This window comes from Clostridioides sp. LIBA-7602 (assembly GCF_056688945.1).
This window is the reverse complement of the sequence record NZ_CP196991.1, coordinates 243,908-257,653: the sequence shown is the minus strand read 5'-3', so window position 1 is coordinate 257,653 and position 13,746 is coordinate 243,908. Positions and strand designations below refer to the sequence as shown.

At 28.9% G+C, this 13,746-nt stretch carries 14 protein-coding genes; 1 reads left to right on the top strand and 13 read right to left on the bottom strand.

The window, feature by feature from the left end; translation table 11 throughout:
* Positions 1 to 31: 31 nt before the first annotated feature.
* The 5 genes from groL to ACTG45_RS01530 form a co-directional block, all read right to left on the bottom strand.
* Positions 32 to 1,660: a chaperonin GroEL gene (gene groL / locus ACTG45_RS01550; RefSeq protein ID WP_479919668.1), complete on the bottom strand. Its 1,629-nt coding sequence runs from the start codon at positions 1,658 to 1,660 to the stop codon at positions 32 to 34.
* Positions 1,661 to 1,692: 32 nt separating this feature from the next.
* Positions 1,693 to 1,977: a co-chaperone GroES gene (locus ACTG45_RS01545; RefSeq protein ID WP_003420907.1), complete on the bottom strand. Its 285-nt coding sequence runs from the start codon at positions 1,975 to 1,977 to the stop codon at positions 1,693 to 1,695.
* Positions 1,978 to 2,169: 192 nt separating this feature from the next.
* Complete coding sequence (gene cls, locus ACTG45_RS01540) at positions 2,170 to 3,660, bottom strand: cardiolipin synthase (RefSeq protein ID WP_479919667.1); 1,491 nt, start codon at positions 3,658 to 3,660, stop codon at positions 2,170 to 2,172.
* A gap of 18 nt (positions 3,661 to 3,678) precedes the next feature.
* Complete coding sequence (locus ACTG45_RS01535; protein ID WP_021382664.1) at positions 3,679 to 4,554, bottom strand: DNA-3-methyladenine glycosylase family protein; 876 nt, start codon at positions 4,552 to 4,554, stop codon at positions 3,679 to 3,681.
* A gap of 293 nt (positions 4,555 to 4,847) precedes the next feature.
* Positions 4,848 to 5,879 (bottom strand): YeiH family protein, encoded by a 1,032-nt coding sequence (locus ACTG45_RS01530; RefSeq protein ID WP_479919666.1) that lies wholly within the window; start codon positions 5,877 to 5,879, stop codon positions 4,848 to 4,850.
* Positions 5,880 to 6,066: 187 nt separating this feature from the next.
* On the opposite strand from ACTG45_RS01530, the gene ACTG45_RS01525 reads away from it, so the two are divergent.
* On the top strand, positions 6,067 to 6,957 hold the full coding sequence (locus ACTG45_RS01525; RefSeq protein WP_021382668.1) for a LysR family transcriptional regulator: 891 nt from the start codon (positions 6,067 to 6,069) through the stop codon (positions 6,955 to 6,957).
* Between the two features lie 51 nt (positions 6,958 to 7,008).
* Here ACTG45_RS01525 and ACTG45_RS01520 read toward each other — a convergent pair whose 3' ends face one another.
* The 8 genes from ACTG45_RS01520 to ACTG45_RS01485 all read right to left on the bottom strand — a co-directional run bounded on the left by ACTG45_RS01520 (position 7,009) and on the right by ACTG45_RS01485 (position 13,617).
* On the bottom strand, positions 7,009 to 7,935 hold the full coding sequence (locus ACTG45_RS01520; protein WP_021382628.1) for a ketopantoate reductase family protein: 927 nt from the start codon (positions 7,933 to 7,935) through the stop codon (positions 7,009 to 7,011).
* 217 nt (positions 7,936 to 8,152) lie between these two features.
* Positions 8,153 to 8,737 carry an orotate phosphoribosyltransferase gene (pyrE, locus tag ACTG45_RS01515; RefSeq protein ID WP_021382612.1) on the bottom strand — a complete coding sequence of 195 codons (585 nt, stop codon included), beginning with the start codon at positions 8,735 to 8,737 and terminating at the stop codon, positions 8,153 to 8,155.
* 84 nt (positions 8,738 to 8,821) lie between these two features.
* A complete protein-coding gene (locus ACTG45_RS01510; RefSeq protein ID WP_479919665.1) occupies positions 8,822 to 9,724 on the bottom strand; it encodes a dihydroorotate dehydrogenase in 903 nt (300 codons plus the stop codon).
* Entirely contained in the window at positions 9,717 to 10,409 is a 693-nt protein-coding gene (locus ACTG45_RS01505; protein ID WP_479919664.1) for a dihydroorotate dehydrogenase electron transfer subunit, read from the bottom strand. The genes ACTG45_RS01510 and ACTG45_RS01505 overlap by 8 nt, the downstream gene beginning before the upstream one ends.
* A gap of 38 nt (positions 10,410 to 10,447) precedes the next feature.
* Positions 10,448 to 11,368, bottom strand: a complete 921-nt coding sequence (pyrB, locus tag ACTG45_RS01500) for an aspartate carbamoyltransferase (protein WP_021382639.1) — start codon at positions 11,366 to 11,368, stop codon at positions 10,448 to 10,450.
* A 290-nt stretch (positions 11,369 to 11,658) separates the two neighbouring features.
* The gene (locus ACTG45_RS01495) at positions 11,659 to 12,684 is read right to left on the bottom strand and encodes a C40 family peptidase (protein WP_479919663.1); all 1,026 of its coding nucleotides are present in this window, start codon (positions 12,682 to 12,684) and stop codon (positions 11,659 to 11,661) included.
* Between the two features lie 425 nt (positions 12,685 to 13,109).
* Positions 13,110 to 13,382: a hypothetical protein gene (locus ACTG45_RS01490; protein WP_479919662.1), complete on the bottom strand. Its 273-nt coding sequence runs from the start codon at positions 13,380 to 13,382 to the stop codon at positions 13,110 to 13,112.
* Positions 13,383 to 13,524: 142 nt separating this feature from the next.
* Entirely contained in the window at positions 13,525 to 13,617 is a 93-nt protein-coding gene (locus ACTG45_RS01485) for a hypothetical protein (protein ID WP_234781077.1), read from the bottom strand.
* Positions 13,618 to 13,746 lie beyond the last annotated feature (129 nt).

Below are 13,746 nucleotides of genomic sequence, written 5' to 3'. Positions count from 1 at the left end.
ATATTAAGATTTATGTTCTAAATTTTTTAAATTACATCATACCTGGCATTCCGCCACCCATTCCTGGCATTCCTGCATCTTCTTTCTCAGGAAGGTCAGCAACAGCAGCTTCAGTAGTTAAGAAAGTACCTGCTATTGATGCAGCATTTTGTAAAGCACTTCTACTAACTTTAGTTGGGTCAACTATACCAGCTTCTATCATATTTACATATTTTTCATTTAATGCGTCAAATCCAGTTTCTGCTTCAGAATTAACAATATTTTGTACAATTACAGCACCTTCAAGACCAGCATTTATAGCTATTTGTCTTAATGGTTCCTCTAATGCTTTTTTAACTATTTGAGCACCTAGTTTAACTTCTCCTTCTAAACTATCAACTAGTGTACCTATTGCTGGTATAACACTAACAAAAGCAGTTCCTCCACCAGCTACTATTCCTTCTTCTACTGCTGCTCTAGTTGCATTAAGAGCATCTTCTATTCTTAACTTTCTTTCTTTTAACTCAACTTCTGTAGCAGCTCCAACTTTTATAACAGCTACTCCTCCAGCAAGCTTAGCTAATCTTTCCATTAGTTTTTCTCTATCAAAATCTGAAGTAGTTTGCTCTACTTGATGTTTGATTTGAGCTACTCTATCTTCTATAGCTTTTTTATCTCCAGAACCATCTACTATCGTAGTGTTTTCTTTAGTTACTTTAACAGATGAAGCTCTACCTAACATAGATAAATCAGCTTCTTTTAAATCATAACCTAATTCTTCTGATATTACTTGAGCACCTGTAAGTATTGCTATATCTTGAAGCATTTCTTTTCTTCTATCTCCAAATCCTGGTGCTTTAACTGCCACTACATCAAATGTTCCTCTTAATTTATTAACTACTAGCGTAGACAATGCTTCACCTTCTACATCTTCAGCTATTATCAATAATTTTTTACCTTGTTGAACTATTTGCTCAAGAACTGGTAATAATTCTTGTATGTTAGATATTTTTTTATCAGTAATTAATATATATGGGTCATTTAAAACTGCTTCCATCTTGTCTACATCTGTAACCATATATGCAGAAACAAATCCTCTATCAAACTGCATACCTTCAACAGCATCTAATTCAGTATTCATAGTTTGAGATTCTTCAACAGTTATAACTCCATCTTTTCCTACTATTTCCATAGCCTCTGCTATTAATTTTCCAACTTCTTCATCACCAGCAGATATAGAAGCAACTTGAGATATAGCTTCTTGTGTTTCTACTATTCTTGATTGATTTTTTAATTCTTCTACTGCTACTATTACCGCTTTTTGTATCCCTTTTCTTAATAATATTGGGTTAGCCCCTGCTGTTACATTTTTTAAACCTTCTCTTATTATAGCTTGTGCTAAAACTGTAGCAGTTGTAGTACCATCTCCAGCTACATCATTAGTTTTTGTTGCAACTTCTTTAACTAATTGAGCACCCATATTTTCAAATCTATCTTCTAACTCTATCTCTTTTGCTATAGTTACACCATCATTAGTTATAAGTGGAGAACCGAATTTTTTATCTAATATAACATTTCTTCCTTTTGGTCCTAATGTTACTTTTACTGTATCTGCTAATTTATTTACACCAGCTTCTAAAGCTCTTCTTGTTTCCTCTGAAAATTTAATTTCTTTAGCCATTTTAAACCCCTCCTAATAAACTTATTCTATATTTATTCAATAACAGCTAATACATCACTTTGTCTTAGTATTGTATACTCTTGTCCTTCTATCTTAACTTCTGTTCCAGAATATTTTTGGAATATAACTTTATCTCCTACTGTTAATTCCATTTTTATTTCTTTTCCTTCAACTATTCCACCTGGTCCAACTTCTACAACTTCAGCTATTTGAGGTTGCTCTTTAGCTGCTCCTGGTAAAACTATTCCACTTGCAGTTTTTTCTTCTGCTTCTACTTTTTTAATTACTACTCTGTCAGCTAATGGTCTTATTTTCATTCTTTACGCCTCCTAAAATATTAAGTATAGACTAGTTCGCCTATGTTTTTAGTTATTTTTAAATTAATACTACTTTTATATGTAGATTTATATATATACTTTTTGTTTATTATCACTCTATTCAATAGAGTGCTAACAATTATTATAATATACCAATCACACATAATTTTCAATACCTTTTTTAATAATTTTTTATAATATTGGTGAAAATAATCTGGCTATAGATTCTTTGATTTTTTGTATTATACTTCTATTCTTAAATACCTCCAGATTCAGCTCTTCACAGTGACTTAAATCTTCAAAGAAATCATCTGTCATTACTCCAATAACTTCTTCATCATAGATAAATGCATTTACTTCAAAGTTAAGCATAAAACTTCTTAAATCCATATTAGCTGTACCTGCAGAAGCAATTTTATCATCTATTATTACGACTTTAGAATGTATAAACCCTTTATTATACAAATAAACCTTACCACCTGCTCTTAATATTTCTTCAAAATAGGAATAGGATGCTATATTTACTATCTTGTGGTCTGCAATCTTTGGAAATATTATTCTCACATCTACTCCACTAAGTGCAGCACTTTTTATTGCTTTTAGTAAACTCTCATCTGGAATAAAATATGGAGTTTCTATATAAACATTTTGTCTAGCTTGACATATCGCAGAAAAATAAGCATAATGAATATCTTCCCAATCACTATCTGGTCCACTTGCAACAACCTGTATCATACTTTCACCAACATTACCCACACTTGGAAAGTAATTTTTAGTCACTAAAACTTCTTTTGTTGTGTAATACCAGTCAATTAAGAATGTCATTTGAAGCATGTATACAGAAATACCTTTAATTCTGATATGAGTATCTCTCCAATACCCAAATTTATCATTTTTTCCTAAATATTCGTCTCCTATATTTATTCCACCTGTATATCCAATTATTCCATCAATAACAACAATTTTTCTATGATTTCTATAGTTCAATTTTCCTCCTATTATAGGAAATTTTGTAGGTAAAAATGCTGCTATTTCTATACCAACTTCTCTCATTTCTCGGAAAAATTTTCTATTAAACCAAAATCTCCAACATCCTACATCATCATATAAAATTCTTATTTTAACGCCTTCTTTGGCTTTCTTTATAAGTTCCTCTTTTAACACTCTACCTATATCACTATCTTTTATAATAAAGTACTCTAGATGTATATGGTCTTTTGCTTCTCTTATATCTTCTATAAGCCTTTTAAACTTTTCATTTCCATCTACAAATACATCTACTTTATTATTTTTAGTGAAGGGAAACATACCAGTCTTTAACAACATATTTATTACTCTTTTTCTGTAACTACCATCCTCTTCATCTCTTAAAAGCTTGTTTTGCTTTATAGATTCTTTTTCTAGTTCAACGATTTCTGTTATCTTTTCTAATGTATCAAAAAGTTTCTTTTCTTTTATATTGTTAGCTAGTTTTTGAGTCTTAAATAATTTTCGCTTTCTAATATTTCTACCTGATATAGCATATACAATTAAACCTATCCCTGGAAATATAATAAACATTAGTAACCATGACATGGTTTTTGCAGGATCTCTATTTTCAAGTAATATAATCACAGAAATTATGGCTCCAGCTAGATATGATATAATTAAATAGAACAGAAATATTGTTCCTATTACTCCCATAATTTCTCCCCCTTAATTCTATTTTCCTATACCAAGTTCTCTTGCATAGTAAAATAAATACTGTTGAGCAAATCCAGACATATCTCCGAATTTATCAATCCCATAAGTTCTCATTTTAGGTAAACTCATATCTTCATCTATGTAGAACTCTTGCATAACTCTCTTAACCCAAACATCAACTGGAAAAGAATCATATTTTTGCATGCCAAATAATGCAATACAATCACATACTTTAGGTCCTACTCCATTGAATTTTAAAAGTTCTTTTCTACAATCATCTGTAGTTAAATTTGTATATTCAGATACCTTATCATTATTTTCTATAACTGCCTGTGTAGTACTTTTTATGTACTTGTCTCTAAAACCTGTTTGACATGCTCTTATTTCCTCTTGAGAGGCCTTATTCAGCTCTTCTGGTGTTGGGAATGCATAGTATTCAACACCCTCATACTCACCTATGTACTTACCAAATTTTTTTGATAAATTTTCTATAGCTCTTTGTATCATAGGAATTCTATTATTAGAGGAAATTATAAATGATATAAGCATTTCCCACCCATCTTGTCTTAATATTCTTATTCCACATCCAAACTCAGTAGCTTTATTTAAATATTCATCCATATTTTTTAGCTTATTCTTTATTTCTGTATAATCAGTTCCTAAATCAAAGTAATTATACCAAATACTATTAAACTCCTCTAAATTTGTATTATTTAAATATACTTTATCATTTTCTTTTTTTACATTTAATATTCTACCCTTTGCAACACCAGTGTATGAGTCATCTTCTTGTTTATGCCATCTAAAACATTGACCACACTCAAATATATGTTTTGGATCAAAATCTGTTACCCCTTCTAGTATAACTCCATTATCCTTTTCATAAACATTCATATACCAAATCTCCTTAATATTTATATTTTTATTTTGTCCATTTATTTAAAAACTTAACTTTAATATGTGTATTTTACTTATTTTAACACAAAGATAAGTAATTTCAAAATTTATAATGTTATTATTATGTAAAATAATATTTTACTTTAAATTTTCACTTTAAATAAAAAATGAATTTCTATAAGTTTATACCCATTTAAACTTATCGAAATTCATTTTTTATTTATATTATAAATTATTAGTATCATATTATTTTAATTAATCAAATTAATATTACAAACACTATTTTTGTACTATATAAATATTTTTATTAAAACTATAGCTGATACAACTTGCACTGTACCTACAAATAAACCATATAAAGAAACTTCTTTCCCTTGTTTCACTAAATCTTTTACATTAACCTTCAAGCCAATTGCTGCTAAAGCTATTATTTCAAATTTATTACTTATTTCTTTACACAATACAGATACTTCTTTTGGTATAATGTTCATTGAGAAAAGTGCACAAGTTATAAAAAATCCAATTACATACCATGGTATATTTACTTTTTTCTTTTTTATCTCGTCCTTTTCTTCTTCAAATATTTCACTATTAGACTGATTTTTCATATGCCCAAATACTAATACAACAACAACTAAAAATATCACTCTTACTATTTTAAAAATAGTTGCCAAATCTTTTACATTTTCTCCAACCATTGCTCCACTTGCTACAACTTGACCAATTGATTGTAAAGTCCCACCTATCATTGCTGATGTTTTTACAAGTTCATGGCTATATAAAAGTTGAGCTATTATTGGAAGTAAAAACATAAGAAATATACCAGTAACATTTACAATAGTTATTGCAATTCCCTTCTCTTTGTCTGTAGCACCAACTACTGGAACTGTTGCTCCTATAGCAGAAGAACCACATACTGCGTTTCCGCTTGCCATTAAAAATCTAAAATTTTCTTCAAAACCTAACTTTTTGCCTATATAAAGTGCTGCTATTATTGTTATTGTCATTTGTAATATTATAAATAAAATTCCTGAAACTTTTAAGTCTATTAAGGTAGATACACTGAGTGTTGCTCCTAATAGTACTATTGAATATGATAGTAAATCTGTCTCTGAAAATTTATAGCCTTTTTGAAACACCTTTTGATTTAAGAATAAATTTCCTACAAACATGCCTAAAAATATAGAAATTGATGCTGCTCCTACCTTAGGAATTAGAGTAGAAATAAATATACTCATGTAGCCCACTAGTACTGATACAATCAGTCCAGGTAATATTTCTTTTATAGTTTTTGATGTCAAATTACTTTTATTCTTTAACATAATATACCTACCTTATAATTAATATAGTTTTCTTTACAATAATAGTATATAATTGTAATAACCATAAGTAAAATAAATATATAATATCGTAATGATTAATATTTTTGATGATTATTACATGTAGTATAATTATTTGTAGAAAGCATATAAAAAATGTAAAATTTCATTAAGTAAAGGAGATATAAAATTGTTTGAGGAATTAAAAACATTTGTGGCTGTAGTTGAATATAAAAATTTTACTAAAGCTGGTGAATACTTAAACTTATCACAGCCAAGTGTAAGTAAACACATTAAAAATCTAGAAAACTACTTTAAAGTTGTACTTATAAACAGGTCTATTAAGCAAAAGACTATTTTTATAACAGAAAGTGGACAAATATTATATAAAAGGGCTAAAGAAATATTAAATCTTTTAAATATTACTTATCATGATGTAAGCCAAGTTTCAGATGTTATAACTGGACGCTTAAAAATTGGTGCTAGTTTAACCATTGGAGAGTATATTCTACCTAATTTCTTAGCATTATTTTCACAAAAGTATCCTGACATAGATGTAGAAATTTTCATAGAAAATACATCAATTGTATCTTCTCATGTTAAGGATTACATTTTAGATATTGGACTTATTGAAGGCACTTGTTCTTCTCCTACATTTATTCAAGAATATTTTTTTGAAGATAAGATGGTTTTAGCACTTCCATATAATAGCCCTTTGTTAAAAGACTTTAGCTTTGACAAGCTACAAGACCAGAAGTGGATAGTAAGAGAAGATGGCTCTGGTACTAGAGATTATTTAGATATGTTTTTAAGTGTTAAAGAGATTATTCCAAAAAGTATGATGGTTTTTGGAAGTAACTATGCTGTCAAAGAATCTGTTAGAAATAATTTAGGAATTACAATAGTTTCTAATCTAGTTACAAGCTTACCTGTTTTAAATAATGAACTGTCTGTCATAGAGCTTGGAAGCAACTACAACAGACATTTCTCATATATACATCCAAAAGATATAACTTTATCAAAAGCAGCAAATATTTTTATTGATGAGTTAAAGGTATTTAGCAATTTAAACAGTTTATAATATTAATAGAATTTAAAATCAATGCTTATCAAAGTTTTGTATAAATAATCTTTAAAATCTACTTTCAATTACTTTTATCATGTAAAAAAAAGTCTGATTTATAGGGGTAGATATGTTATATTTCTTTCCAAGTTCACAAATATTTTTAGAAAACATATCTACTTCTGTAAGTCTATGAGCTTCTACATCTTGGAGCATTGATGTTCTTCCTTCTTTTGAATGTTCTAATATTCTATGTAACGAATTTTCTACATCATCTTCTGTAAGATGTATGCCTTTTGCTTGAGCTATATCAACTACTTCTCTCATTGCAGACTTTGCTAATTCCCTTAGATGCTCAGAGCTTTGAAATACCCCATAAGATGCACCTAGTATAGCTGACGTTTGATTTACACCTATATTAACCATGTATTTCCACCATATATCTCGTTGAATATCTTTTGATAGAATATATTCTATATTTACACTATCAAATACCTCAGTTATTATATTAGTTTTTCTATCTTCATTATTATCTTTGTTTCCAAATACAATGATTCCATTAGTAGTATGTATAATATTATTATTAATTTTCTTAGCATCTATATTGGTAACATATGAGTATACCATTTTTTCAATTCCAAATCTTTCTCCTATTATCTCTTCACTATCAACTCCATTTAATAAAGACATTATCACTGTATTTTTTCCAACTAATCCGTCTAATTCTCTTATATTTTCTCTCAAATTATTATATTTTAAGCCTATAATTATAAAATCAGCCTCTTGTTTATACTCATCCTTAGTTACATAATCAAAATCATACCTTTTCCCATTTATTATAAATCCATCTTCTAAATATCTTTTCTTTCTTTCCTTGTCACAAAGAATTTTAAAATCATACTTGGAATTTAAAAATTGTTCTGCAAAAGTAGCCCCTACAGCTCCTACTCCAAAAAATATAACCTTTTTCTGAGTTTCATTCAATTGATTTTTCATACTTATCCCTCCTCAATATATATAATAATTTTTTTATCTTATACTTATATTGTACTGCTACTAGCTCCTATTTTGTAAATATATTTTTAACAAAAAAACAGTTAACCTTAGTCTATAAGGTTAACTGTTTTTTCTTTAATCTATATCTCACATTAATAGTTTTTACTCTAAAAAATTTATATTTTCTAAGTACCACTAAAATTAATCGAGTTATTTGTTACATTCCTAATTCTTTAAATTCTCTACTTCCAGGTTTAACAACTGGTAATTTTCCTTCTTTACATAGAGGACATTCATCAGATTCATAAACTTGTATATCAAGTTTTATAGCACTATATATAGGCATACCTATATCATGATTAGTTCTGTCTGCTATACATGCAACACCTATAACTTCTCCGCCTAATGCTTCCAATACTCTTTTTGTCTCTATAGTTGATTTACCAGTAGTTACAACATCTTCAGCAATTATTATTTTTGCACCTTTTTTAACTTCAAATCCTCTTCTTAATTCCATTGTATTGTCTTTTCTCTCAGTGAATACAGCTTCTTTCCCTAACTGTCTTCCTAATTCGTAAGAAACTATTACTCCACCCATTGCTGGCCCTACTACTAAGTCTATATCTAAATCTTTTATTTGTTCAACAACTGTACTTAATACTTGAGCAGCATACTCTGGAAATCTTAATACTTTTGCACATTGTACATATCTATTACTATGCTTTCCTGAAGATAATAAAAAATGTCCTTCTAATAATGCATCACTTTTCTTTAATATATCTACTACATCTACTTTACTCATATTATTTTTCCTCCATATTAATATTATAAAATTATTGTTTACTTAATCTATATTTTTTATTTTTAAAATACTATTTATACTACCTTATATAATTCCTTTTATTTCTTCTAAACTCTTTATTCCTTCTTTTTCCATAAATTCATTAATTCCATCTATTATTTCAAGACCAATTTTAGGATTCATAAAGTTTGCAGTTCCAACTTGAATACAAGTAGCACCTGCCATTATAAATTCTATAGCATCTGTAGCTTTAGTTATTCCGCCCATTCCCATTACAGGTATATTTACATTTTTACACACTTCATGTACCATTCTTAAAGCTATAGGTTTTATAGCTGGACCAGATAACCCAGCATAGACATTTTCAAATACTGGTCTTCTATTTTTTATATCAATTGCCATTGCTTTAAAAGTATTAACTAGAGATACCCCGTCAGCACCCTCTTCTTCACAAACTTTTGCCATTCCTACAATGTCTTCTGCATTAGGTGATAGTTTTATTACTAAAGGTAGTTTCGTTATGTTTCTTACCTCTCGAACGACTTCCCTTGCCACTTCATTTTTTATACCAAAAGCCATGCCTCCAGCTTTAACATTTGGACAAGATATATTTAATTCAATAATATCTATAGGTTTGTCATTTAACATTTGAACACCTAATAAGTAGTCTTCTAGTGTACCACCTCCAACATTAGCGATTCTAACTAAATCTAATTCGCTAAAGAAAGGCAATTCATTATCTATAAATCCTTGAACTCCAGGATTTTCAAGCCCAACGCTATTCATCATCCCAGATGGTGTTTCATGAACTCTCATACCATTGTTACCAGGTTTTTTATTTAAAGTAAGTCCTTTACTGCTTATACCACCAAGTTTTTGTATATCATAAATGTCGTTATATTCTCTTCCAAATCCAAAAGTTCCAGACGCCATTATTACTGGATTTTTAAATTCTATACTTCCAAATTTTACATTTAAATTAGCCATTAAAAATCACGTCCTCTCCCCAGAACACTGGGCCATCTTTACAAGTCTTTTTATTTCCTTCATTAGTTTTACATGTACATACTAAACAAGCGCCGACTCCACATGCCATATGGTTTTCAAGAGACACCATAATTCTTGTTTTAGTACATTCTACCATCTTAACTAATTTTTCCATCATTGGAGTTGGACCACATGTTAATATGTAATCGTATTTCTCCACATCAATTATATCTGTTACAAAAGTATTACCTACTGTTGTATGGACTTCATTACACACTTGCTTATATTCATCTTCTAATATAACATCTTCTCTAAATCCAAGATATGCGTCACAGTTTTTTATGTTTTTAGCAACTAAGTATAGTGGCGCTACACCGATTCCGCCTCCTACTAGAGCTACTTTTCCATCAACCTTAGTATATCCATTACCATAAGGTCCTTCTAACTTTATAGTATCATTTACTTTTAGGTTACTTAAAATTTGAGTTCCTTCTCCTACTACTTTATAAAGAAAAGTTATTCCTTCTTCATCTATATCATGTATACTTATAGGTCTTGAAAGTACTGGATAAGTGTCCCATGCTCTTAGCATATAAAATTGTCCCATTCTACCTTCAAAATTACCTTTTACTTTCATTCTATACATATCTTCGCCTATGTATATATTTTCCAGAATTTTATACATCCCAAAATCTCCTTTACTTTACTATTATATGAGGGCTATTAATCTTCATTTATACCTAAAAGTTTTATTATTAAAGCCATTCTAACATACATACCATATTTAGCTTGTTTAAAATATACAGCTCTATCATCATCATCTACATCTATATCTATTTCATTTACTCTTGGTAATGGATGCATTACCAGCATGTCTTTAGATGCTTTTTCTAATTTAGCTTTATTTAAGATATAATAGTTTTTAAGTCTTTCATATTCTGATTTATCTTCAAATCTTTCTTGTTGAACTCTAGTCATATATAAAACATCCAAGCTTCCTATAACATCATCTAAATTATTAGTCTCATAGTATGCATGTCCTTTTATAGCTTCTTTTATATAATCTGGCATTTTCAATTCTTCAGGCGCTATAAATACAAACTTTGTATTTTTGTATCTGGCCATAGCCTTAACCAAAGAATGCACAGTTCTTCCATATTTTAAATCACCACATAATCCTATCGTATGGTTTTCTAAAGTTCCTTTTAATGATTTTATAGTAAGTAAATCTGTAAGTGTTTGGGTTGGATGTTGATTCCCGCCATCTCCTGCATTGATAAATGGCACTTCCGTAAATCTAGCAGCCTCTGACGCTGCCCCTGATTGAGGATGTCTCATAGCTATTATATCAACATAACTAGATACTATTCTCATTGTATCACCTAAAGTTTCACCTTTTGATGCAGAGGATGAGTTTGGCTCTGAAAAACCTACAACACGACCCCCTAGCCTGTTCATTGCAGATTCAAAGCTTAATCTTGTTCTTGTTGATGGTTCATAAAATAATGTAGCTAATAGTTTGCCTTCACATATACGAGAATATTTTGACGGATTGTCAATTATTTTTTGAGCTAATTCTAATATTTCATCTATTTCTTCTATTGAAAAGTCTTCTGGTTGGATTAAATTTCTTGATTTTAACATCTTTCGTCCTCCTTTTTTAGCCTCTCTGAACTAAAATTAAAAGTATTTTTGTACTGTTAGTAGCTTACCACCTTTGCCTTATCCTGTCAAGGGATTGCACAAATAATCATTATATGGAAAGACTACTATTTAATAGTAATATTAACTTGAATATTGGCTAAATGTAAATCCATACAAAAACGCTCTATATTACATTTAAAATATAATCATTTTTTGTTTCCTGATTAAATTAAATATAATATAGAGCGTTTATACTTATGTATTTATCAATTTGTCAAATTACAAATTGACTATAATATTCTTTTTGCTGTAACAAATCTTGCTGTATAGTATGCTGAATTTATACTAGTTACACGAACTGTCTTTCCTGTTGATGGTGAATGTATCATATTACCTCCACCTACATATATACCAACATGACTAACAGAACCAGAACCATTAGTTGTGAAGAATACTAAGTCTCCTGGCTGTAAATTTGCTTTGCTTACAGTTTGTCCATAATTAGATTGTGCTTTAGATGTTCTTGGTATTTTCTTGCCTACTGCATTTCTATATACATATTGTGTAAATCCAGAACAGTCAAAAGTATTTGGTCCTTCTGCTCCCCAAACATATGGGCAACCTTGTTTAGAATATGCCAAATTAAGTACAGCTTGAACTGCATTAGAGTTAGCTGTTGGCACATTTGTATTATTATTTTGTTGATTGTCATTTGTATTATTATTTTGTTGATTATTATCTGTAGAATTTCCATTTTGATTAATACTTGGGTTTACTTCTGGTTCTTCTATTACTGGAGCTTTATCTGATATATAAGATGCTTTTACATATCCTTCTGTTTCTCCATCTTTAACTTTTAGCCACTCACCATTTTCTTCCAACACCAATAAAGAGCTTCCTTTTTCTAGCTCCTCAATTACTTCTGAACTTTCGCTCTTATCTTTTCTTAAGTTTACCTTATCAGCGTTAGTATATCCTACACCTTCAGATATATCTACATATCTAGTAGCTAACCAACCTTCACCATCTTCAACTTTAACCTTAACCCATTCCCCTTGAATTCCTAGAACAGTAAATTCATCACCAGAATAAGCTATATTTTGAACTTGACCTTCTTCTCTTATCTTTATAGCTACTCCATCTTTTATCTTTGCAACTTTATATTTTACTTCTTTATATTCACCTAAATTTAATTCAGTATTTGTTTTATCATCCTTATTTTGAGATGAATCATTTACTTCATCCGCATTTACAATTGAACTTACTGATAATGCCATAACTGATGCAAATACTGGTATTAATATCTTTTTCTTCACGATAAACCTCCTAAAATTTTCCCATAATTATCTTATGATTCTATTTTGTAGGTGAAGTGTACCTAAGGATAAAATACTAATACACAATACATTAATAAAAGCTCTATCTGTAACTTTTTTGTAAACCACTTTATATAACTTTTATAGTATCATTATATTAATAAAATAAATAACTTAGTTTATCCAATATGTCACCTAAATATACATTATTTACTTAATTATATAATACGAGTCTGTAAAAGTAAAGAATTTTGTACCTTTAGAGGCTAAAGTACGCATAAATATTGTTTTATGTGTTTTTTTATGCGTTTTCATGTGGCGTATATTTTTTGAGTGAATTACTATAAAGTTAGCCATTTTGTGATTTTTTTAACTTTGAATAAAAAACTCTTCTATGCTTATTCTTAAGTAGTAATTACTCTAAATTAATCAGCCGAAAATTCAGGAGCTAATTTATTATAATAATCTACGTCAATCATTGCTATTACCTCACAACCTTTGGGTGTAATGCCTAATCGTTTACATTTTTCTTCATATTTCTTTCTCATATATTCAGGAACATCTACATATGTAAAAGATATGTATGAGAATATAGCTCTAGAAGTAATCTTTTCATTCTCAATATTTTTAGGTAATATATCAAAATTACTGATACTAGTTGAATTAACTTTCAAAAAGTGATAGAAGATAATAAGCATAAAATTAGTGCCATCAATATACAATTCTTATACTTTTCATTAAATATATTCTTTACTCTATTTTTAATATCAAATTGTTTATGTATACTAGCTATAAATTTATTTGAAGTATTTGAGCTTTTTGTCATTACATTTATAATCGTCAAAGCGTAGTCCTTTTTCCTCTTAAGTTTCTATTTTTTAAAACACGTTCATCACAATAAAATTCACAATCTAAATCTATATGTTTATCCATTATATATACAAATGGATTAAACCAATATACTATTTGTTAAAATAAGATTATATATTTTAAATAAATGTCCCTACTCTTAAAATGCATACGTTCATGCCTAAAAATCCAACCTAATTCTTTTAGTTTATA

Bases quoted from the DNA above. Each gene is read 5' to 3' on its own strand.
- groL (WP_479919668.1), bottom strand. From the start codon at position 1,660: ATGGCTAAAGAAATTAAATTTTCAGAGGAAACAAGAAGAGCTTTAGAA.
- ACTG45_RS01545 (WP_003420907.1), bottom strand. From the start codon at position 1,977: ATGAAAATAAGACCATTAGCTGACAGAGTAGTAATTAAAAAAGTAGAA.
- cls (WP_479919667.1), bottom strand. From the start codon at position 3,660: ATGGGAGTAATAGGAACAATATTTCTGTTCTATTTAATTATATCATAT.
- ACTG45_RS01535 (WP_021382664.1), bottom strand. From the start codon at position 4,554: ATGAATGTTTATGAAAAGGATAATGGAGTTATACTAGAAGGGGTAACA.
- ACTG45_RS01530 (WP_479919666.1), bottom strand. From the start codon at position 5,879: ATGTTAAAGAATAAAAGTAATTTGACATCAAAAACTATAAAAGAAATA.
- ACTG45_RS01520 (WP_021382628.1), bottom strand. From the start codon at position 7,935: ATGAAAAATCAATTGAATGAAACTCAGAAAAAGGTTATATTTTTTGGA.
- pyrE (WP_021382612.1), bottom strand. From the start codon at position 8,737: ATGAGTAAAGTAGATGTAGTAGATATATTAAAGAAAAGTGATGCATTA.
- ACTG45_RS01510 (WP_479919665.1), bottom strand. From the start codon at position 9,724: ATGGCTAATTTAAATGTAAAATTTGGAAGTATAGAATTTAAAAATCCA.
- ACTG45_RS01505 (WP_479919664.1), bottom strand. From the start codon at position 10,409: ATGTATAAAATTCTGGAAAATATATACATAGGCGAAGATATGTATAGA.
- pyrB (WP_021382639.1), bottom strand. From the start codon at position 11,368: ATGTTAAAATCAAGAAATTTAATCCAACCAGAAGACTTTTCAATAGAA.
- ACTG45_RS01490 (WP_479919662.1), bottom strand. From the start codon at position 13,382: ATGCTTATTATCTTCTATCACTTTTTGAAAGTTAATTCAACTAGTATC.
- ACTG45_RS01485 (WP_234781077.1), bottom strand. From the start codon at position 13,617: ATGGATAAACATATAGATTTAGATTGTGAATTTTATTGTGATGAACGT.